At 37.6% G+C, this 21,515-nt stretch carries 22 protein-coding genes; all 22 read left to right on the top strand.

Annotated features, from left to right (window positions below; all coding sequences use genetic code 11):
- Window positions 1–67: 67 nt before the first annotated feature.
- The 22 genes from KHA87_RS09340 (at window position 68) to KHA87_RS09235 (ending at window position 21,350) form a co-directional block, all read left to right on the top strand.
- A complete protein-coding gene (locus tag KHA87_RS09340; protein WP_213093793.1) occupies window positions 68–622 on the top strand; it encodes a dUTP diphosphatase in 555 nt (184 codons plus the stop codon).
- Window positions 622–927, top strand: a complete 306-nt coding sequence (locus KHA87_RS09335; protein WP_213093792.1) for a hypothetical protein — start codon at window positions 622–624, stop codon at window positions 925–927. The genes KHA87_RS09340 and KHA87_RS09335 overlap by 1 nt, the downstream gene beginning before the upstream one ends.
- Entirely contained in the window at window positions 905–1,327 is a 423-nt protein-coding gene (locus KHA87_RS09330; protein ID WP_213093791.1) for a hypothetical protein, read from the top strand. The genes KHA87_RS09335 and KHA87_RS09330 overlap by 23 nt, the downstream gene beginning before the upstream one ends.
- A 4-nt stretch (window positions 1,328–1,331) precedes the next feature.
- Window positions 1,332–1,712, top strand: a complete 381-nt coding sequence (locus tag KHA87_RS09325; RefSeq protein ID WP_213093790.1) for a hypothetical protein — start codon at window positions 1,332–1,334, stop codon at window positions 1,710–1,712.
- A complete protein-coding gene (locus tag KHA87_RS09320; RefSeq protein ID WP_213093789.1) occupies window positions 1,709–2,056 on the top strand; it encodes a hypothetical protein in 348 nt (115 codons plus the stop codon). Before KHA87_RS09325 ends, KHA87_RS09320 begins: the two co-directional genes overlap by 4 nt.
- A 10-nt stretch (window positions 2,057–2,066) precedes the next feature.
- Window positions 2,067–2,501, top strand: coding sequence for a transcriptional regulator (locus KHA87_RS09315; protein WP_213093788.1), 435 nt, complete (start codon window positions 2,067–2,069; stop codon window positions 2,499–2,501).
- On the top strand, window positions 2,492–2,755 hold the full coding sequence (locus KHA87_RS09310; RefSeq protein WP_213093787.1) for a DUF1653 domain-containing protein: 264 nt from the start codon (window positions 2,492–2,494) through the stop codon (window positions 2,753–2,755). The genes KHA87_RS09315 and KHA87_RS09310 overlap by 10 nt, the downstream gene beginning before the upstream one ends.
- Window positions 2,756–3,095: 340 nt before the next feature.
- The gene (locus KHA87_RS09305) at window positions 3,096–4,319 is read left to right on the top strand and encodes a hypothetical protein (RefSeq protein WP_213093786.1); all 1,224 of its coding nucleotides are present in this window, start codon (window positions 3,096–3,098) and stop codon (window positions 4,317–4,319) included.
- A gap of 47 nt (window positions 4,320–4,366) precedes the next feature.
- A complete protein-coding gene (locus KHA87_RS09300; RefSeq protein ID WP_213093785.1) occupies window positions 4,367–4,807 on the top strand; it encodes a terminase small subunit in 441 nt (146 codons plus the stop codon).
- Window positions 4,797–6,266: a PBSX family phage terminase large subunit gene (locus KHA87_RS09295; protein WP_213093784.1), complete on the top strand. Its 1,470-nt coding sequence runs from the start codon at window positions 4,797–4,799 to the stop codon at window positions 6,264–6,266. Before KHA87_RS09300 ends, KHA87_RS09295 begins: the two co-directional genes overlap by 11 nt.
- A 118-nt stretch (window positions 6,267–6,384) precedes the next feature.
- On the top strand, window positions 6,385–6,627 hold the full coding sequence (locus tag KHA87_RS09290; RefSeq protein ID WP_213093783.1) for a hypothetical protein: 243 nt from the start codon (window positions 6,385–6,387) through the stop codon (window positions 6,625–6,627).
- A gap of 213 nt (window positions 6,628–6,840) precedes the next feature.
- Entirely contained in the window at window positions 6,841–8,628 is a 1,788-nt protein-coding gene (locus tag KHA87_RS09285) for a portal protein (protein ID WP_213093782.1), read from the top strand.
- A gap of 118 nt (window positions 8,629–8,746) precedes the next feature.
- Complete coding sequence (locus KHA87_RS09280) at window positions 8,747–9,478, top strand: hypothetical protein (RefSeq protein ID WP_213093781.1); 732 nt, start codon at window positions 8,747–8,749, stop codon at window positions 9,476–9,478.
- 11 nt (window positions 9,479–9,489) lie between these two features.
- Window positions 9,490–10,458: a N4-gp56 family major capsid protein gene (locus KHA87_RS09275; protein ID WP_213093780.1), complete on the top strand. Its 969-nt coding sequence runs from the start codon at window positions 9,490–9,492 to the stop codon at window positions 10,456–10,458.
- 49 nt (window positions 10,459–10,507) lie between these two features.
- On the top strand, window positions 10,508–10,771 hold the full coding sequence (locus tag KHA87_RS09270) for a hypothetical protein (protein WP_213093779.1): 264 nt from the start codon (window positions 10,508–10,510) through the stop codon (window positions 10,769–10,771).
- A gap of 14 nt (window positions 10,772–10,785) precedes the next feature.
- Complete coding sequence (locus tag KHA87_RS09265) at window positions 10,786–11,706, top strand: hypothetical protein (RefSeq protein ID WP_213093778.1); 921 nt, start codon at window positions 10,786–10,788, stop codon at window positions 11,704–11,706.
- An 11-nt stretch (window positions 11,707–11,717) separates the two neighbouring features.
- A complete protein-coding gene (locus KHA87_RS09260; protein ID WP_213093777.1) occupies window positions 11,718–13,607 on the top strand; it encodes a hypothetical protein in 1,890 nt (629 codons plus the stop codon).
- Window positions 13,608–13,615: 8 nt separating this feature from the next.
- Entirely contained in the window at window positions 13,616–15,190 is a 1,575-nt protein-coding gene (locus KHA87_RS09255) for a hypothetical protein (protein WP_213093776.1), read from the top strand.
- 14 nt (window positions 15,191–15,204) lie between these two features.
- Window positions 15,205–15,471, top strand: a complete 267-nt coding sequence (locus KHA87_RS09250) for a hypothetical protein (protein ID WP_213093775.1) — start codon at window positions 15,205–15,207, stop codon at window positions 15,469–15,471.
- Window positions 15,472–15,521: 50 nt separating this feature from the next.
- Window positions 15,522–15,674, top strand: a complete 153-nt coding sequence (locus KHA87_RS09245; protein WP_213093774.1) for a hypothetical protein — start codon at window positions 15,522–15,524, stop codon at window positions 15,672–15,674.
- A 78-nt stretch (window positions 15,675–15,752) separates the two neighbouring features.
- Window positions 15,753–16,886: a hypothetical protein gene (locus tag KHA87_RS09240; protein WP_213093773.1), complete on the top strand. Its 1,134-nt coding sequence runs from the start codon at window positions 15,753–15,755 to the stop codon at window positions 16,884–16,886.
- Entirely contained in the window at window positions 16,887–21,350 is a 4,464-nt protein-coding gene (locus KHA87_RS09235; RefSeq protein ID WP_213093772.1) for a hypothetical protein, read from the top strand.
- Window positions 21,351–21,515 lie beyond the last annotated feature (165 nt).

Genomic DNA, 21,515 nt, shown 5'->3' with positions numbered 1-21,515 from the left:
TCGTAGGAATTTGGATAGCTATTTCTTTGATTGCGATTTGCGATTCTATTGAAAAAAGGAGAACAAAATGAACCTATCAAAACTATTTGAAACTCAAAAAATATTACGTGACCGGATTAATTATCAAGGTGAGGACAGGTTTAATAAACTTATTCTTGCTCTCCTGGTGGAATTAGGGGAATGTGCAAATGAGTGGAGAGGGTTTAAGTTTTGGAGTAAGAATCAAGAACCGAATATAAGCAAACCAGTAAACACTTTTTATGGTTCCAGAGAAGGTTTAACGACTAATCCATTATTAGAGGAATACGTGGACGGATTGCATTTTGTTTTGGAATTAGGATTAGAGGTAGAAAACGAATTCTGGAAAACTGATGATATTATTCCTGAATCGATAAAGAAAAGTAAACTTCAAAAAATTTATGAAGAAAGTAAAAGCATAGATGAACAATTTCATTTGGTGTTTAGATATACATCATTAATGCTCGAGGATAACTATCTCCCGGAATTATTAGGAGCCTATATCAATCTTGGTGAAATGCTCGGATTTACATGGGAACAAATCGAACAAGCCTATTTCGAGAAAAACAAAATCAACCATGAAAGACAGGAGAACGGATATTAATGGGTAAGTCGCAAAGAGACAAAGGACAAAGGAGAGAAAGGGAATTTGCTAAGTTGATAGGAGGACTTAGGATTCCCCTCTCTGGGGCGCAAGAAGGCTTTTCAAATGATGTTGATGGTTTAGGGATGAAATGGGAAGTAAAGGCGCGAGGAACGGGATTTAAGACGTTATATGATTGGATTTTAGATGAACGTGAAAAACCAGATGCACTTGCATTAAAAGTAGATCGCCAACCTTGGTTAGTCTGTATGACATTAGATAAATTTTTGGAGGTTATGAATAATGAGCGAAAAAACAATCAGTAAATACATTGATGCACTTTCTAAAAAATTGGGAGTTGCTGCCGAACATATATATTCAACTTTATACAAACAAGCAATCGTAATGGGGATAGTTGAGCTTATATGTGGAGCGATTATGTTAGTTGGATTAGTTATATCAATTAGATTTGTCTACAATGTTTTTACTAAAAGCAAATATGAGAAAAAAGATGATAAATACTACTCTACAGATGAACCAATTAACACTTATGCAAAAATAAAAGATAGTGATTTTGTGGAAGATGGATTGATATGGTATGTCGCTGCATTTGTATGGATTGTTATGTTAGTAATAATTTTTATCGCGATTCCAGACGGATTATTACACGTACTGAATCCAAATTATTATTCATTGAAAGAAATATTAGATACTTTCAAGGGGTGAAATCATGAGTGATATCGTACAAGCCTTAGAATCCATTAAAGAAGTCTATATAAACATTCCTAAGAGAATAGAAGAGTTAGAGAATCATCTTAGAAATTTAGACAATGAACAACAGGACTTATTACACTTCATGGAATTTGCCAAACCAGATGCAAGAGAAATGATTCGAAAATATAAAGAATTGCGGAATACCAGGAATGAACGGAGAAAGGTAAAGGATGAATTGGAATTGCTACAGAGTGCGAAAGAAATATTCTCCTATCAGAAATTAACGGAAAAGAATGTCGGTAAAGTGCTTGGAAATGTTCATCATGTACTGAATGTACAAGAGAATCGGTGCTATACCATGAAGGTGAGGAAAGATTTGCAGGAGTTGATTAGATGACTCAACCCAAAAAATACATCGAACTATCTGAAATCATCCAAGAAATGCGACGTGTCCAAAAGAGACTAGAAAAGGCAAGCGTGGAGATATTTAACCTCGCTAAAAATAAGGCAGAAGCCGAACGAAAATATAAAGTAGCGTTAAGACAGGAAATATTGACACTAAAAAGCGAAGGTTATGCAGCTACATTGATTAATGATTTATCCAAAGGGAAAGAAGAAATAGCACAATTACGTTTAGAAAGAGATATAGCAAAGGAATTGTATACAGGCGGTTTGGAGTCTATGAAACAAACTCGAACAGAAGCAAGCCTATTACAGACCATCTCAAAGTATAACGATTAGGGGGAATTTCATGACTACTGCAACTCCTATTAAACTTAAAAAAGCTACATTCAAGCACATTGAATCTGAATTATATATGTACCATGAAACAGTGAAAGAGATTAAAACATTAAGAGATAACATCATGTTTTGTAATGAGAATACAGATGAAAATATAGGTGGGGGAAGAAGCTCTTTTATATCTGACCCTACTGGAAGAACCGCAACCGCGTTATTAACTAATCGAAAACTACAAAACTTAGAATCTGTTGCTTATGCTATTGAAACGGTTTATAACACAGTGAATGATGATTATAAGAAGTTGATTCGATTGAAGTATTGGACAAGACCACAGACAAAGACATGGGATGGGATAGCAGAGGAATTGCATGTAAGCAGAAGGCAAGCGTTTTATTGGAGAGATGAAATAATCTTAGCGATAGGAGAGATATTAGGATGGAGATAAATGAAAAAGAACAGGTAATATTAGGTGGAGTTTATAAACACTTTAAAGGCGGAGAGTATGTAATTTTTACTGCAGGAATGTTTGAAAACACAATGGAACCTTGTATTGTTTATCAGAGTTTAGATACAGGGAAACTTTGGATAAGGACATATGAAGATTTCACAGGATATAAAGAGATCAATGGGGAAAGAGTTAAGAGATTTGAATATATAGGTGCATTGGATGTATTAAGTAATATTGCAAATCATGACTGATTATTTGCACTTTCTTTGCACTTTTGACATGATATTCCATGATATTATGATAGCATAGGATAATTTCCTATAGGGCGGTTACGGAAATAATCGTCCATCGACAAAATTAGATGTATTTACTGAAAAAACGATTGCCATTCGCACAGTGGTAGTCGTTTTTTATTGGTCATAAGTGGGAAAATATATCCTTCCAATTACTGATATGCGCATGGGGTGGGGGCGTGAAGGATAAAACGTTATTTGTAAACTGGATGCTAACTTACAAGAATAAGTGGTTCCCCTTCTTACATCTGGTTTGTTGGTGTCTAGTTTACAGGTAACGTGAAAGGATGGTGAAAAGGTGCAAAAACATGATTCATGGACAGAAGAGGAACATAACAAGCTCATAGAACTAAAAGGAAAAGGATTATCCTATCAGCAAATAGCAGATGAACTCACTCGTACATACTGCACTCTTTTCACCTTTGACGGAGTGAGAAATAGATACAGGTATTTTAAGGATAAAGAGCCGCAAGAAACACCACCTTACAAAGAAACAACCGAAATCTTACATGATGGCACTCATAAAAGTGATAAGCTCCTTAGAATGTCATCGGAACAGAGTAAAGATGTCAATTACCTGTTAAAAGCACATGGATTTGATGTAGATGAATGGGAATTAGTATCTGCCAGGAATAACATTTGGAATGCTTATTCTAAACAAGATGGAGTACAGACCCTTTATTCAAGTAAGATAACCGTTAAACCAAAAACAAATGAATTTAACTTTGATAGATTTATAGAAATCATACAGAAAACAAAACCTGCAAGGCCTATAACATTTAAAGGGATACTTAAACAAGAAAAAACGTATCTGCATATTCCATTATTCGATATGCACTTTGGCAATAGCAGACTTGAACACTATAAAGATACATTACGAGAAATTGTTCATCTGCTAGAGGAAACATATCATGAAGTATTATTCATTGTTGGTCAGGATCTATTACACAATGACAATTTCAAAGGGCAGACAGCTAACGGTACTCCGATAGATAAAGTAAACATGATAAAAGCATGGGAAGAAGCAGATACTTTTTACACAACATTAATCAGTAAAGCATTAGAAAAGTCTCCTAAAGTAACAGTCATATATTCCAAAGGTAATCATGATGAAAGTATGTCATGGGGATTTGTAAAGATGCTAGAAGCTAAATTTGGTCATCAAGTAAATTTTGATACAAGTTTTAGAGAACGAAAAGCCTACATGCTAGGGTTAAACTTTATCGGCACAACACATGGAGATAAGAATAGAACAAATATCGCTTCAAACTTCTCTGTAGAGTTTCCGGAAATGTGGGCAAGAGCAACCACAAGAGAAGTATATATGGGGCATCTTCACAGAAAAAGAGTGACAAAGCCTATTGAAGTTGTAAATGATTCAAGAGGTGTCATTGTAAGGGAACTTGGTACTGGTAATGAAATAGATGGTTACCACGATGACCACGGTTATACATTAGCTCATCAAGAGTTTGAGATATTCGAGTATACCGAAAGAAAGAAAAAACGGATTCATTATGTGTAAATCTTAGGAAAAACTAATTGCTTCTTAGGAGGTAGGGTGATGAAATAATGAAACTTACGGTAAAACAAAAGAGATTTGCGGATTATTTCATTGAAACAGGTAACGCAACAGAAGCTTATAAAAAGGCTGGTTACAGTGCAAAAGATGATAATATTGCAGGTGTAGAAGGTCACAAATTACTAAAAAATCCTAAGATTGACTCATATATAAAGGAATTAATATCAGAAAAAGACCATGAAAGGATCGCATCACAAGATGAGGTGCTTGAATTCCTTACAAAGGTATTGCGTGGAGAAGAAACAGAAAAAATACCGATTTCTGGTAAAGATTGGTTTGAAATGATAGATAACAACCCAAGTATTAAAGACAGAACGAAAGCAGCTGAACTTCTCGGCAAACGATACACATTGTGGACTGAAAAAGTGGAACAAACAACAGAAACGAAACTTGTCATTAAGCGTGTAAGGACGAATGGAAATGACAGTTGAAGAAATAGAATTTCATGTTGATACCTGGATGAATGAATGGGCCATTCCTATGCTAGACAATAAATCACGGTATTTAATCTTTTATGGCGGTGCCGGTTCTGGAAAGTCGGTAGCGGCAGCGCAGAAATTAGTTCTTAGGTTACTTGAAGAAGATGGACATAAATTTCTTATTATACGAAAAGTCGCTAATACTTTACGAAACTCTGTATTTGCTCTTATTAGGGAAACAATTTCCGAATGGGGTTTAACAGAGTTCTTTAAAATAAATAAGGGTGATATGCGAATTACCTGCAATTTAAACGGAAATGAAGTTATTTTCGCAGGGATTGACGATCCAGAGAAGTTGAAATCCATTCACGGTGTAACTGGAATGTGGATTGAAGAAGCTTCTGAACTAGAACAAGAGGATTTTCAACAATTAGACTTACGTTTGCGTGGATTCACCAAGAATTATAAGCAAATTATGATTACCTTCAACCCAATTTCCTCACTTCATTGGTTAAAACAAGTGTTCTTCGATAAGAAAAAAGACAATTCAACCGTCATTCATTCTACATACCTAAATAATAAATTCATTGATGATACTTACAAACAGGTATTAGAGAAGATGAAAGAGGATGACGAATACTATTATATGGTTTATGCGTTGGGTGAGTGGGGGATTGTCGGCAAGACAATATTTAACGCACGCATCGTGAATGAGCGTATTTCTATATTACGAGATAAGAAACCTCTTAAACGAGGTAAATTTATCTTTGAGTATGACAAACATAACCCTAATAAGATTCTGGACGATACAATCCAATGGATAGAGGAAGAAGATGGATTCATCTCTATCCATGAAGATGTGAAGAGTCGTTATCCGTATGTAATCGGTGGAGATACCGCAGGAGATGGAAGCGACAACTTTACAGGGCATGTATTAGACAATATCACAGGCAATCAAGTTGCAACCATCATGCACCAATTTGACGAAGATCATTATGCAGAGCAGATATACTGCTTAGGAAAGTATTTCAATAATGCCTTAATCGGATTAGAAACCAACTTCTCTACTTATCCAGTTAAACGATTAGAACAACTAGGATATAAGAAAATGTATTATCGAGAGGTAGAGGATAGCTTCACTCACAAGATACAACAAAAGTATGGATTCCGTACCGATAAGGTGACACGACCATTAATCATTGCGAATCTCGTTAAGATAGTGAGAGAAGAATCACATCTCATTAACGATATGGAAACCTTAAACGAAATGCTAACCTTTGTACGGAATGAGAAGGGGAAACCCGAAGCGCAGGAAGGCAAACATGATGATAATATCATGGGGTTAGCAATCGCTCATTATATAAGAGGACAACAAGAGATGGAGTTATTCGAAGAGATCGTCGAGAAGAAACCTGTTCATTTTGCGTTTAGGACAGAGGATGACAATGAAGGGGGTTTTATGAATTGGTAAAAGAAGAATGTCAACATAAAAATGTTATTAAAAAGATTACAAGTGACCCTTTAAATCCTACATTCAAGTGTCTTGATTGCAATAAAGAACAAAGACTTTATGAAAGTGGGTATGTAAAATGACAATTACATTAATCATATCTATTCCCATTACCGCCTTGGTAGTGGGTTTTTTAATGCTTAAATCCGTTCAATTAGGCTTACGTTGGCAAGTGCAAGCAAGTAAGCAGGAACAACCGACAATGGAGATTCCCAACCCAATACAACCGATTGTAGAAGCTAGGCAGGAGAAAGTATTTCAGAAGCAAGAGGAAGTACAGAGAAGTATATTGCATGAGTATTTGAATGGGGTGGAAGAGTGATGATTAAAGAGCATGTTCTTAAACCGATATCTCTATTTATCCTCATACCTGTAGCAATTATATTCTTTTTATTTGGTTTTCGTAGTTGTTGGCAATGCCAAAGGACTAAACATAGATTCCAAATGAAAAATTACAAATTAAGACTTTTTGAAAATGAACGCGAACTAGTTTGTAAAAGTTGCTATGAGGTTTTAACTGAAAGTAGGTGAGTAAATGGCAGACAGTATCATGGAACAAGCAGGAATCGTCAATCAGCAGTATAAAGACGGTTTAGCATACAAGAAACAACAAGGATATCTCAAGAATTGGGCAGAATACGAACGATTCAGAGCAGGCGATCAATGGCCCAAAGCTACGAACCGTACAAAAGACTTGCCACGTCCAGTATTCAACATCATAGACCAAATACAAGGTCACAAAGTATCTTCCGTTATGAATGAACATATCAAAATGGTGTTCACTCCGATGGAATCAGCAGGACAACAGGAACAACCGCAAATGGACCCTGTTACTCAGCAACCAATACCTGTTCAACAAGACCCAGAAGCAGAAGCAGCCGATTTGTTCACACGCTATGCAGAAAGCACATGGGAGCGAATCAAACAGGATGATTTAAACGAGGAAGCGTTAGACAGCGCATCCAATGTGGGAACGTGTATTTGGCATTATTATTGGGACACATCAGCGCAAGGCGGCAAGAAGCTTGCGTATGTAGGGGAAATGCAAGGGGAAATCATCGACCCTGTAAACTTCTTTCCTGGTAATCCGCAACAACGTGATGTACAGAAACAACCTTATGTCATTATCACAAGCCGAGATGAAGTGACTAATGTACAAAATGAAGCAAAAAATAACGGATTATCTACTGAATTAGTCGCAATGATTACTCCTGATAGTGAAACAGAGGACCAAGCATATGATATGGCAAAGGTGGAGCTAACAGGCAGTAAGAAAGTAACCGTTTTAACGAAGTATTGGAAAGAAAATGGTCAAGTGTTCTTCATGAAAGTTGCTGGCAATGTAGTTGTAAAGCCGAAAACTCCGATGAATGGCATGAAACTCTATCCACTCGTTGTTATGCAGTGGAAACGTAGGAAAAAGAGTATTTTCGGTGTTGGAGATACAGAAGGATTGATTCCTAACCAAAAAGCAATCAATTTCCTTATTGCGATGCAGATTAAAAGTGCTCAAGACACTGGATGGCCTAGAATGTTGCTCAAGAAAGAGTTTATCAAACAGAATCCTAGTAACACTCCTGGAGAAATATTAGTAGATAGCGGACCTCCTGGAAGTTGGAACGCTCAATATATGCAACCAGGAAACATTGCACCACAAACTCCTGCGTTGGTAGAAAATATCATTACCTATACAAAAGAAGTCGCAGGTGCTAATGAGAGTGCGTTAGGAGAGCAAACATATGCCAACATGCCAGCATCCGCCATTATGATGTTACAAAAGGCGGCAGGAGTACCAATCGAATCTATTAAACGTCGATTCTATCAAGCAGCAGAGGATATTGGGCGGATATGGGAGCAATTTTGGAAAGTCTATTACAACACCGATAGATTAATAACCTTGAAAAATGACAATGAGGAACCGTATTCTGCGGTATTCAATGGATCTCAACACGCAGAAACGGATATGACATTAAAAATAGATATTGGGCCATCTTCCTCCTATTCTGAATCACTGATGATGAATAGTTTAGATAAATTGCATGATAAGGGAGAAATCGACACAGTCATGTATCTGAAATATGTACCGAATAGTGTCGCTCCGTTTAAAGATAGATTGATTAAGGAATTGCAACAACGACAGGAACAACAAGCCATGATGCAACAACAACAAATGGAACAACAGGCACAAATGCAACAGGCACAGCAACAACAGATGATGGAGCAACAAGCTAATTCACAAGCTCAGGCGCAACAACAACGTCAAGAAGATTTAGCACTACAGAATAAGAAACTGGATATCGAAGCGATGAAAGCAGCTAAATAGGTGCTTTTTTATTTTGTCCTCAGCATGACGGTAAAAGGCCTTAACATCATTGTCCTGAACACGACGTTAAACTGTTCACTTCGCATGGAATAGCGTAAAAATCCAAGGAGGAATGAACATGGAAAATTTTGAACAAGTTGAACAATCAAGCGAAAACAATGTGGAGGTCGCTGAACCACAAACACAAGTGCAACAGGAACAAAGCGCAAACACTTCGGAAGTCGCTAACCCGAATCCTGTACAAGATGCTGATACCAATGCCTATTATGCGGATATGCGCAGAAAACAGGAATTGGACCAGTACCGCACACAAGCCGAAACTGCTCAACAACAATTAGATCGTGCAGCAAGATTAGCTGGTTATCAATCCCATGAAGAATTAGTTTCTGCATTGGATGAAATGGAGCGCCAGCAACAACTACAAGAATACGAGCAAGCAGGCATTAATCCTGACGTTTTAAACAAGTTCCTAGAACAACACCCTGCTATCCAATATGCAAAGCAAATGGAAGCACAACAAAGGGAACAGGAACGCTTCCAAAATGAAGCAAATGAGTTTTTCTCCGAATTTCCGAATGTGAAAGCAGAGGATATTCAACCGGAAGTATTCCAATTACAGCAGCAAAAAGGATTATCCCTATTAGATGCTTATTTGCGTGTGAATTATAAATCATTCAGTCAGCAGGCTGAACAACAAACAATACAAAAACTACAATCAAATGCTCTTTCTTCACCTGGTGCATTAGGCGGTGGAGAAGTGAACCACAACACAAGTATTTCTAGCCTATCTTCTAAAGATTTTAGCAGCTTAGTAGACCAAGTGTTGAGGGGAGAGCGAAAACAATTATAGGAGTGATATAAATGGTAAGTAATGTACAAACATACTCCCAAGGTGGAGCAGGATATAATCAATTAACCGCAGAACAAGCGGAATTTTATCAAAGAACCATGCTCGAACGATTAATAGATAATGTTGTTTTCATGAACTACGGTTCAAAGAAAAACATTCCGAAACGAGCAGGTGCAACAACTTCATTCAGACGTATGGAGTTACCAAACCTTTCTACTACTGCTATCGTAGAGGGTACGACTCCAGATGCACTTGACTTAACCATCAATAAACTGTCTGCAACTGTTAAACAATATGGTGCATGGACAAAAGTATCTGATTTCCTTGATTTAACTGGTTTAGACCCAGTAATTACGGAAACATCCCAAATGTTTGGAGATCACGCAGGCCTTTCTATGGACCAAATTGTCCGAGATATTGTGGCAGCGGGAACGAACGTTAAATATGCAAATGGAAAGACTGCTCGTAATTTAGTGGCAGCAGGTGATAAGATTTCCGCAGCCGACCTTATCAAATTGCGTACCATCATGGTGAAAAACAACGTGAAGCAAATTAAACTTCCTAGTGGCGGTAAAGGGTATGTAGCATTTACTCATCCAGAAGTCGTTGCTAACATCATGCAGCTTCAAGAATGGAAGGATCAAAATACCTATGTAGACGTGAAAAATCGTGAACAAGGTATTGCTGGTCAAATGTACGGCATTTACTTCTTAGAAGCAACTACTGCCCCAGTATTCGCAGGTGCAGGAGCTTCGGGAGCAGATGTGTATGGAACAATCGTCATCGGTGAAGGAGCTTATGGTATTCCAGACGTACAAGGTTCATCTAAACCAGAAATCATTGTGAAAAACTCTAACGGTGATTCTCATGATACTTCTAACCCAATGAACCTTTACTCAACAATCGCGTGGAAGTCTGCTTTTACTGCGGTTCGTTTGCAAGAAAAAGCGATTCTTCGCTACGAATCAGCAATCAGCTAATTTATGGAGGGCATTATGCTCTCCTTTTTATTTTTAGGAGGGAAAATACATGGCAAAAAATCAATTAGATGTAGAAAAAGAACTGAAATCCGAGCGTGAAGCGATTCTAGCGCAGGAAAAAGTGACAATTACCATTCCTTTTGACCGCAATAACCCTGTTAAACATCAATGGGTGTCTGTGAATGGTCAAGATTTTTATTTAGCAGTAGGAAAGCCTGTGGAAGTGCCAAAAGTAGTTGCGGATGTGTGGCAAGATTCCTATAACCGCACTATTCAAGCAGAAGTAACGATGGAACAATTCAATGAAATCTAAAGGAGTGATTCTCCTTGAATCTAGGTGAAGCAAAAAAGAAAGCCTTATCTCTCATGGCAGAATACTCCGTTGATGGGGTACAAATTCCAGACGGAGAAAATGCCGATTATTTAAACCGTATGAACCGATTCGCAGATATCTCTCAAAAAGAGATAGCGCAAGTTAAAAAGATTCATGCGGTATACCATATCGCTCATAATACCATCAAACCATTACAAGGATTGCTGCAAGGATTTGACCTAAAGCAATACACTCCAGGAAGCGATCTTATAGACGTTTACCCAGGAGTGAAAGCCTATTACTTTGAAGTGGATAATCTAGCAGATATCTATATCGAAGAAAATATAGGTGGAACATGGACACCTCTTGTTACCATTAACAACACCGTAAAAGGAATATTTACCGCCTATAAAGGGCTTGTGAACGCTTCTAATCCATCCAATCAAGTAAGGTTAAGGTTTAGTGGTGATTACGTCTATAATATCCGAAATAAAGCGTTATATGGCTATACATTCCCTACTGCTGAAGATGTTCCAATTTACAGGCCATATGTAAAATACGAAATGCCTAGCGACTTTATGGAACTCCAGAAGGTCGTTCAAGAGAGTGACCCACGTGTATACAAGGAAATGATTGCTTATTTTTGGGAAGGTAAGCGCACATTTGTACTTAATTACTATGAAACTGGCTCATTCGAAATCCATTATTACCGATATCCTTCGGATATTACACTAGCAACTCCAGATACCTATGAATTTGAAGTAGATATCGAAGCACAAGAGTTAATTCCTTTCTTTATGGCATCTAAAGCGATATTTGATGAGAACCAAACATTTAGTATTCAACTATTAAATGAATACCAAACGAAGTTATCTAGGCTCTACACGCAAGATGATTTCGGTATTACCACAATTACGCAGAACTATTCGATGTAGGAGGGGAAATGATGGCAAGCAAAGTACAAACGTTCAAACTACCAGCTCAACCACAAGAACCTCCTCTATTACGACTAGAACCATTCAAAGGCATGAACTTAAGTGTCACACCGACACAAATTGACAAGTCACAATCCCCTGATATGCTGAACATGAACATAGACGAGAGAGGGGCATTGAATAAACGGACCGGGTATGAAAGAGTATTTCCTAACTCTTTAGGACCCGGACAAATAAATGGATTATACGAGTACCGTAAACTAGATGGAACGGTGCTTTTTTTATTGGCTCATGGCACTAAACTATACACGCAATCAGGTAATGAACAACCTGTTCAAATATATGACGGATTAGAAAATGCACCTGTAGACTTCTTTACCATGAATGGAGATTGCTATTTGCTAGATGGCACAAACTATCTAGTATTTGATGGCATCGAAGTAAAGGCAGTAGAACCGTATATTCCAACACTCTCTATTTCTAGAGAACCTGCAGGTGGTGGAGAACCATACGAGGACTTCAACTTACTCGGAAGTGGATTTATCGACAGTTTCAGTACACTCGGTACAGATACCGTATTTCAGCTTTCTCTTTCTGGTTTAGATGCTACACCTGTAGAGGCTTCTTGGAATGGCGGTGTCACCTACGACAAGGTAGAAGGTAAGGATTTTACAGTCGACAGAGCATTAGGTAAAGTCACTTTTACGAAAGCGCCAGATAAAGGCACAAATAACGTGCTAATCAAAGCGTTTAAGACATACTCATTTCTGCCGGGAAGAATCAAAAAATGTCGTTTCCATACCTCATTCGGTGGAAGTAATGATACAAGAATATTTGTGAGTGGAAATCCAGAGTTTCCAAATGAAATATGGCGAAGCGGACTGTTTGACCCAACCTATTTTCCCGAGAATGGTAACTATATATTCCCGAGTGCGGTCAAAGGTTTCGCTAAACAATATGATTATCTTGTTGTCGAGCATGAATACGGTAAACAAATGGTGGAATTTGAGGTCGGAGATGTCGAAGCGAGTTTTCCTTCTCGGCCGATTAACGATCAAGTCGGCACGATTGCATCTAATTCGATTCAACTTATTGAAAATAACCCTGTTTCTCTATCAAAAAATGGTGTTTATCGGTTAATTGCTTCGAATGTTCGTGATGAGCGTAATGTGGAGCATATTTCGGAGAATATCGATGCTAAGTTATTACAAGAACCAAACCTCGAAGATGCGGTTTCCATCGACTACAACAAAAAATATTGGTTAGCACTCAATGGGAATGTGTATATTTACGACTATTCGATAGGTGAATGGTACATCTATGACAATATTCACGCTTCCTTCTTTATTGAGAGAAACAGAGAATTATATTTTGGTAGCTCCAAAGAGGGGATTTTATATAGATTCAAGAAACCGACAGAATTGTTTCCGTACAACGATGACGGACATTTCATTAATGCTTATTGGAAGTCTGCGAAAATCAGTTTTGGTATAGCAGAACGTAACAAGCTTATTCAAAAGCTATTTGCAACGATGGAACCAGGAATGCACACATCCTGTAACTTCTATTATGTGAATGATAAGGTGCGCTTTCCGCGTAATAAGGACAACTTACCAGATTACTCAAATATGCATTATGCGAAGTCATTCTACAATGACAAAATATTCGATGCCAAGTCAGAGTTTATCAATAGCGCACGTACCGAATGGCTTGATTATGCGGATTGGAATTACTCTTTGTTTTCCTACAACACCAAAGAACAACCGATGGTCATAGCGAAAAAAGTAAAGGCAAAGAAAGTAGATTATTACCAACTTGTCATCCAAAACACAAAACAAGATGAAGGCTTAAAGATTGATAGTCTCTCTTTAAAATATCTGATTCAAAGTTATAGAAAGTAGGTGTTTATATGCCTTTAAAACAGATGGATAAATTTACGTTTAACCATAGTGATCAGCAAGATGCTCTTTATTCGGTATACACAGCAAATCAAATAAAATCCTTGTTTGATAGTCGTGGCGAAGAATTAAGAATAGCACTTAATCTCTTAATTACGGCTTTATTGAGTACAGAAGGGGCAAGTAACATAGGCACAAGTTCCATTCAAGATGTGGATGGTGTAAATGTACAAGAAATGCTAAAAAGTGTTCGAGATAAGCTGAAATCAAAAGCAGATGGCTCTAGCGGTGCGGATTATGTGAACGCTACTGCGATTCAAGGGTTAGCGGGGGAAACTGTGCAAGCTATTTTAAAGTCATTGAAAGGATATACCGATACAACCAAACAATCCTTACAAGACTCTATTAATCAGACGAATACAACATTGGATAATAAAATAACAACAACACTTGGCAATATTAAAGCGAGTACGGTATCAGCAGACCCTATTGCGATAGGTTCAGGAGCTACAGTTCAAGAACAACTAGCATGGTTGCTATCACAGATTGCAATTGCAGCTACAGGAAGTATTCCAGATGGCAGTTTAACAGAGGCTAAACTAGCGCAAGCAGTAGTAGATAAAATTAACAAATCATTGAGTAATATCGGAGTTATGACAACGTTACAAACAATAGATAAATCCAGTTTGGTTAATGCGCTTAATGAACATATGGCAGAAGAAGCGATACATGATGTTAGCGGCACCGCCAATGCAATTACAGTTAATATCGGAAATTACACATATGCTCAGTTCAAACAACTTCACTTCAAAGCTGCAGTTGATAATACAGGAAATGTCACAATTAATGTAGATAATCTTGGAGAGGTCCCGGCTCTAAAATTTGATGGATCTCAACTTCCTGCCGGTGCAATTAAAGCAGGAAAGATTTACGACTGGTATTACGATACATCCAACGGTGGTTGTTTTTTCTTAATAGCTAAAGCATCGGGAAACGCAGGAGCTGGTGATGTTTTAGCAGGAAAGACTGCCAGCAGTGATAACGGTGAATTTATAGGAACAATGCCAAATAAAGGAGCAATTACTTTTACACCAGGAACAGCAAACCAAATAATTCCCGCAGGATATCATAATGGATTAGGTATTGTAAAAGGTGACTCAAAATTAATTGCAAATAATATAAAAAGTGGAGTTACTATATTTGGTGTGCTTGGAACTTATGGTTCAGTGCAACCAGGCGATACTCTAGTGCATTCAAACCCAACTGTTAAAACGACAAATCAAATGAATTCTTATGCGAAAGTAAAAGAAACAGCAATAACCAAGGGTGGCAAATTCCGGGTGAAATTTGATGCAGCACAAACAACGAGTGCGTCAACATCATATGCTAGAGTTTACGTGAATGGTGTGCCAATAGGAATAGAAAGGGAATTGAACGGTTCAAGTTATGTAACATTTACAGAGGATATAGACGTTCCTGACAACGGATTAATTCAAGTATACGGAAAAAATACAGCCGGAGTTGGTGTAAACGTAAGGAATTTAAATTTATATATTGATGGCGGAACATTCGCTATTAATGCGTAAAGGAGGGAAATTATATGAAACTCAAAATACAATATTTTTCTCCTGAAGAAAGAGAGAAGATTCTCAGCGAAAATTCTGCTCTTTATTTAGTTGAAGAACAAAACATTATAGTAGGAAATTTTCTTATTTTTTCCGATACTCCAGCAGAAAAAGAAGTTGTTTATGTTAATCTTCCACAGAAGGAATTAGAATTATTAAAAGCGCAAGTACAAGCAAATGCAGATAGAACGGACTTTCACGAGGACTGTATTGCTGAAATGGCAATGGTAGTTTATCAATGATTGTCCGTTTTTTCATAAGTATTTTATTAAAATTATTAGGAGATGATCTTATGATGGCTTTATTATTTGCACAAAGAGTTATTTTAGGGAAAACAGAATTCAAGGATGTACCGGATAGTTTGAAGCCAGGCGTGTACGAAAACTTAAAGGATAGTGGCGTGGAGTTTTTGGCTGGAGATTATCAACCGCCTATAAATCCTTAATAAACATCAGGAAGATTATACGACACACAGAGGACTCAAACAGTCCTCTTTTTTATTTACTCTCAAAGGGGTGATTACATGGCAGCAACAGGAGTAGCAGGCTCAGCAATAACCGCAGTTGCAAACGCAATGAAACCAAAAGATACAAAGGCAACAACGACTCAACCAACTAGTCAATACGATCCATCTGCAGTAAACAGTATTTACGACAAATTGGTACAGGCACAGACAGATGCCTGGAACGCCCAACGTGACAAAGCGGTTGGAGATATTAATTATCAGAAACAGCAAGTAGCACCGCAGTATCAAACCTTACGAAATCAAAACGATGTAACCAATTTACAGAATGCCAAACGATTACAAGAATTGATGGCATCCAGAGGTCTGGGAGCAAGTGGAGAAAACGTAACAGCTACTGTTAATCAGAATAATGCACGTCAAAACTCGTTAAATGCGTTAAATATGCAAGAGCAACAAACGATTAATGATTTTGACCATCAAATTGCAAACTTAAACAATCCTGCGGAATTGAATGCAATGATTGCACAACTGAATGCACAAAGGGCACAGGCTTTATATGATGACCAATGGAAAACGAAAGAGTTTGATAATAGTAATTATTGGAATCAGAAAAACTTCGGTCTTAGTGAAGCTGGGTTGACAGGTAAATATAATGGTCAAAACACTTTAGCGATGAATCAATACTTATCTGATAAAGCATTCCAAGAAGCTAATTTAACAGGTAAATATAACGGTCAAGATACTCTAGCCATGAAGCAGTTCAACCAACAAAATTTACAATGGCAGAAGGAATTTGACCAAAACGTGAAACAGTTTGATAAAAACTATGCTCTACAACAGTTGCAGTATGAACTAGATAAAAAGGTTCGTTTAGGACAGCTTTCTATCGATCAAGCACAATTAGCTTTAGCACAAGCACGGGCAAAGTCTAGTGGTTCGGGCGGTGGGGTTAGCTCTGCTAGTGCTGCTGCAAAAGCTTCTCCACCACTTGCTAACGCTTATCAGCAGTATCAAGCAGAACAAAATTATGGTGCAAAATCCAATTTAGATAAGTATTATGAAGCACAATTGAATGACATTAAAAAGAAAACACAAGCGCCTTATAAAAATAATGTATTAAAACCAGTCGCACCTGCACAAAACAAGAATCTAACCGATTTCGAAAAACTAAGGTTAATGGGGTTGATGTAGATGTACACTTTCGGACCTAAAACCGGATATGATGCATATCAAGAGGAAAAGAAAAAGAATAGGTCTCTTAAATCGGTCGTAGAGAATCCGATTCAGTATGTTAACCCCAACTTCCAAAGTAAAAGTCAAACTGGCAATTTTAAATGGGAAACGGAGAATCTTCGTTCCCTTCCTAATCGTACTTACGGAAGAAATTATAATGATAAGTTCAATAACTTTGTCAGAGCGATGGGCGGCTCTCCATCGGATGCAGATGGTTTTCGTAAATGGTTAGATGCGAAAGAAAAAGGAATGCAGACGAAAAACGACCAAATTCATAGTTTGCTTTCCGATGTAATGCATAGGCAAAATGCCAAACCGATACCGGATAAAAAAAATCCTTTTTACGATCAGAAGGAAGCAGAGAAAAACGCTCTTATCCAGAAAAAGAAGAATGAACCTAGTCTGATGAATGACATCACCACGCCTTTGAAAAGATGGGCAGAAGGTGTCGGAAATATTTTCGATGGCGACCCTAATACTTCCTTCAATGATGCGTTTAAAGCTGCTGTAAACGATGCAAAAAGCACCGATAGAAGTAAGGTTACTCAAGAGGCTACAAGGGGATTAACGCGTGTAGCAAACTCTGCCTTGCTTAATTCTTTGGATGAAGCATATAAAAAGACTAACAACGGTCAAACTGCACCGCAATTTCAAGGGAGAAAAGGCGGTGGAGCAGTAGCGGACTTTGGTTATGATGCTCTTGGTATTATTGCTCCTGGTGCAGGTTCATATAAAGCGGTAAAAGCACTAGGATTAGGTGCAAAGGAAGCAAAAGGATTAGCAAAGATTGCACAACACGCAAAACAAGGTGCGGCTGCAGGAACCGCATTAGGAACAGCTCAAGTAGCAGCAAGAAGGGCAATCAATCCGAATGACTACACCTTAAAAGATGATGCAGAAACCATCTTATTGAATGCAGGATTAGGCGGTGTAGCTGATCCGTTACTAGTCGGCGGTAATCAGATTCTAAAAAACGCTTCTGAAAGAGCAATAAAAAATATGTTACCGACTCAAAAAGAAGTGATTGATAACATCCTAACAGGTCATAAAACGGATTTGCCAACATCTAAACCGATTCATGGCAGTTTAGCAGACCGTTTGCGAGCTTTATCTCCTGAACGTACATTGCCAGACTATTCAACGGGAAAACACATATCAGAGCCTATACAACGAGATATAAACGCATTATTCCAAAAGCCTAAAGGTTTGCAAAGTCCTATTCCAAAAATGCCAAAAGAGTTGGAAAAAATTCTGAATGAAAATCAACCATTTACAGGTCTTAGAGGAATATTGAATAATTTACCTAGCAATAGGAGTTTACCTGACTTTTCAAATAGCAAACCAACCATTGAAGGTGGACTAATAGACAGATTAAAACAATTACCAACCGAACGGAAAATGCCTGATTTCTCTTACGGAAAACAAACAGAAGATTTAACACCTGTTAACCAATATGGTGCAGAAATTACTTATGATAAAGTAGCACACGCACCAAGCAGCTACTGGAAGAAGCGTTATGAGGATTTCGCTGCCTATGTAAACAAAAATTATGATACTAATAAACTTTCAGAGGAAGCATTAAATGATTTATGGTCACAATTTGCCCATTACGATGAACCTGTTATTTTGAATGAGTTAGTAGATTTAGCATATAAAAATGAGAAAAAGCAGCCTGTTTTGAATGCAAATAATATCATTTTTAACCGAAAGCCTGTTTCGAATAATGCTAAAAAGTTATTGGGATTAGATAAGAATAATCCGCATGAGATTACAGATCCAAGAAAACCTATTTGGGAAATGTTAAAGCAACCATCAGTTAAGGAGAAAGACTTAAAAGCATTTTTAGATAGTGACCCAAGAGTAAAAGAACAATTAAAGGCTTTTTATCCAGATGAACCATCACTCGATACGTTAATTAAACGGTTAAAAGCAACTGCGGAAAATGCACCAAAACAGACAGAAATAAATACTGCTGATGTTTGGGATAAGTTAGGGAATCGGAAGCTAGCTTCTAATAATGCTATGAAGAAAATGGGTATTTCTAGGTTAGAACCTCCAAACAAAACAAACGGATTGCAGAATCTAGTTGAAAATATTCTCCCTGCTAAAAATGAAGTTGCCAGTACTGCGGAGAAATTAGTAGATAGTGGCGGTAAATTAAAGAGATTAAATGAGAATCCTCTTGAGGCTATTGCACCTCCGAAAGAAGCTAAGCCGAATGATCCGTTTAAAGAAATAAAGGATATTAGACAGTTTCAAGTAGGTACAAAAAATATCTATGAATTAGCAGATAGACTCCCGAAAGCTCAAGGAGATACAATCCGCAATTCTTTAGATACAGCTAAACAAAAATATGTTGCACATATCGAGCAGGAAACGAATGATTTGTATAGCAAAGTAGTAAAAGGACTCGGTATCAAAAATGGTTCTAAGGAATCTGCTCTTGTACAAGACTTTGGGGAAAAAACATTAGCTAAAAAGTATTTAAGAAAACAAGGAATTGACCCGAATACACTTTCTCTGGAAGAATTGAATGCTATAAACATTGAACAACTGAAACTGAAAAGTCCTAACAAGTGGCAGAACATTGTAGAAGCAGATAAGTTTTTCCGTCAAAAATACGATAATTTAATTGAACAAGTAAACAGCGTAAGAAGTCAAATATATCCTAACAATCCAGAAAAAATGGTACCCAAACGGAATGACTACTACCATCATTTTAATGAGTTGAACGGATTTGAAGGGGTAAAGAATCTATTCTCCAATCCTGCTAATATCGACCCAAGACTAGAAGGATTATCGCCTTATACACAGCCTAAAAGCAAATGGCAAGGATTTATGCAAAAACGAGGAATTGGGCCATATAAAAGCGATGCGGTAGGCGGATATTTAAAATATGTTCGTGCTGCTTCTCATTCTATCAATGTAGACCCGGTGATACCTGTCTTACGAGGAACAGCAAAAGATATAGCAAATGCGACTGTAGACTCTAAAAATGCGAATAAACTTATTGAAGCGCTTGTAGATAATGCCAATGACTTAGCGGGTAAGACGAATCCTTATGACCGATTAGCACAAAAGGTACTCGGCAGGGGAGGAACATGGAAAGCGGTTAACTGGCTAAACAGTCGTGTGAGAAGTAATATGATTCTTGGTAATCTCGGAACAGTCGTGGCACAGTACGGTAACTTACCGTGGGGTATCGGGAAAGCAAAGTGGAGCTCGTTACCAGGCTTAAAAGATACTCTCAAGCAAACAACCAAAGAGTTATTTCATGGAGAAAAAACGGATCCGATTTATCAATCTACCTTCATGAAAGAACGCTATCAAGACCATCTTTTCCGACGTTTCGACCAAAAATTAATTCAACAACCTAAGAAATTTGCTGTATGGGCGATGGAAACTGCTGATCAACAGGCAACTCGTTTTATCTGGAATTCGATGTATAACAAGGCGAAAAAAGAGGGCATCAAAGACGCTATCAAATATGCCGATTACGAAACAAGAAAAACCGTTGCAGGTCGTGGAATCGGAGAAGTTCCTCTTTTACAAAAAGCTAAGACGTTCCAAGTGTTTGCGCCATTTACCTTAGAGGTAGGAAACCAATGGAAAGTTTTAAGTGATATGGTTGGTAAGAAAGATGCTGCAGGTATCATTACAGCTCTAGTAGCATCCTACGGAATAAACAAAGCTGCCGAAGAAATTCGAGGAAGTAGCGGTGTTTCCTTTGACCCTATAGATGCCATTATTGAAGGATACATGAAGAAGGATGGTACAGTTGGCCAAAAATCACTTCATGCTTTAGCATCACTGGCAGGGGAGACAATCGGAAACGTTCCTGGCGGTAACATTTTGACACAAATGGTTAATACCGAAAAGAAAATACCTTTTACGGATGTAAAGTTTAAAGATGCATTCGGCGAAAGAAATCCTAACCGTTATGGAAGTGGACTGGTTTTATCGAAAGCTTTTGAAGATCCTGCTTATGTTGCGTTACCTTTTGGAGCATCACAAATGCGTAAAACATCAAAAGGACTGGATGCTCTAATTAATAAAGGTGTGTATGTTCCAGGAAACAATCCACTACCTTATCCAATTGCAAAAGGTCCAAAAGAAAAATTAATGTACCCAATTAATCCGAATACATTCGAAAAAGTTAAGCTTCCTTTATTCGGACCAAGTGCTACTTCTGATGCAAAAGCATATTATGATAACAATAGAGTTCCGTTAAATGAGACACAAACTGGCATTTATAAGAGGTTAGGAAAGACAGAACAGGCAGACTTATACAACTTCTTGAGAATAGCAAAAAATAAACCTGCTTTAAAAGGAAAAATCACTAGAGTAGAGAAAAATCAAAAACTTTCTGATGAAGAAAAGTTACAAAAGTTCATTGAAATTATGAATAGTGTGAAAAAATGATTTTATTTCTGCTGGAAAAAGGTTATAATTTTTGGTAATTAGTCTGAAGTGAGGAGGTGTGAAATGATATTAGAAATAATCGCATGGATTTTCGCTGTTATAGTCGTTCTCACACTTCTATTTCAGTTAGGGAAGGGAATAAAGGGTTTCTTTGCTTTGTGGTAT

This window comes from Bacillus sp. FJAT-49736, assembly GCF_018343615.1.
In the GTDB taxonomy this organism is placed as follows: Bacteria; Bacillota; Bacilli; order Bacillales; family Bacillaceae_C; genus Margalitia.
Note: the sequence above shows the minus strand (reverse complement) of the source record. Positions and strands in the feature narration are given on the sequence as shown.

Excerpts from the sequence above, each read along its gene's own strand:
- KHA87_RS09340 (WP_213093793.1), top strand. The coding sequence starts at position 68 with ATGAACCTATCAAAACTATTTGAAACTCAAAAAATATTACGTGACCGG.
- KHA87_RS09335 (WP_213093792.1), top strand. The coding sequence starts at position 622 with ATGGGTAAGTCGCAAAGAGACAAAGGACAAAGGAGAGAAAGGGAATTT.
- KHA87_RS09330 (WP_213093791.1), top strand. The coding sequence starts at position 905 with ATGAGCGAAAAAACAATCAGTAAATACATTGATGCACTTTCTAAAAAA.
- KHA87_RS09325 (WP_213093790.1), top strand. The coding sequence starts at position 1,332 with ATGAGTGATATCGTACAAGCCTTAGAATCCATTAAAGAAGTCTATATA.
- KHA87_RS09320 (WP_213093789.1), top strand. The coding sequence starts at position 1,709 with ATGACTCAACCCAAAAAATACATCGAACTATCTGAAATCATCCAAGAA.
- KHA87_RS09315 (WP_213093788.1), top strand. The coding sequence starts at position 2,067 with ATGACTACTGCAACTCCTATTAAACTTAAAAAAGCTACATTCAAGCAC.
- KHA87_RS09310 (WP_213093787.1), top strand. The coding sequence starts at position 2,492 with ATGGAGATAAATGAAAAAGAACAGGTAATATTAGGTGGAGTTTATAAA.
- KHA87_RS09300 (WP_213093785.1), top strand. The coding sequence starts at position 4,367 with ATGAAACTTACGGTAAAACAAAAGAGATTTGCGGATTATTTCATTGAA.
- KHA87_RS09295 (WP_213093784.1), top strand. The coding sequence starts at position 4,797 with ATGACAGTTGAAGAAATAGAATTTCATGTTGATACCTGGATGAATGAA.
- KHA87_RS09290 (WP_213093783.1), top strand. The coding sequence starts at position 6,385 with ATGACAATTACATTAATCATATCTATTCCCATTACCGCCTTGGTAGTG.
- KHA87_RS09285 (WP_213093782.1), top strand. The coding sequence starts at position 6,841 with ATGGCAGACAGTATCATGGAACAAGCAGGAATCGTCAATCAGCAGTAT.
- KHA87_RS09280 (WP_213093781.1), top strand. The coding sequence starts at position 8,747 with ATGGAAAATTTTGAACAAGTTGAACAATCAAGCGAAAACAATGTGGAG.
- KHA87_RS09275 (WP_213093780.1), top strand. The coding sequence starts at position 9,490 with ATGGTAAGTAATGTACAAACATACTCCCAAGGTGGAGCAGGATATAAT.
- KHA87_RS09270 (WP_213093779.1), top strand. The coding sequence starts at position 10,508 with ATGGCAAAAAATCAATTAGATGTAGAAAAAGAACTGAAATCCGAGCGT.
- KHA87_RS09260 (WP_213093777.1), top strand. The coding sequence starts at position 11,718 with ATGGCAAGCAAAGTACAAACGTTCAAACTACCAGCTCAACCACAAGAA.
- KHA87_RS09255 (WP_213093776.1), top strand. The coding sequence starts at position 13,616 with ATGCCTTTAAAACAGATGGATAAATTTACGTTTAACCATAGTGATCAG.
- KHA87_RS09250 (WP_213093775.1), top strand. The coding sequence starts at position 15,205 with ATGAAACTCAAAATACAATATTTTTCTCCTGAAGAAAGAGAGAAGATT.
- KHA87_RS09245 (WP_213093774.1), top strand. The coding sequence starts at position 15,522 with ATGATGGCTTTATTATTTGCACAAAGAGTTATTTTAGGGAAAACAGAA.
- KHA87_RS09240 (WP_213093773.1), top strand. The coding sequence starts at position 15,753 with ATGGCAGCAACAGGAGTAGCAGGCTCAGCAATAACCGCAGTTGCAAAC.
- KHA87_RS09235 (WP_213093772.1), top strand. The coding sequence starts at position 16,887 with ATGTACACTTTCGGACCTAAAACCGGATATGATGCATATCAAGAGGAA.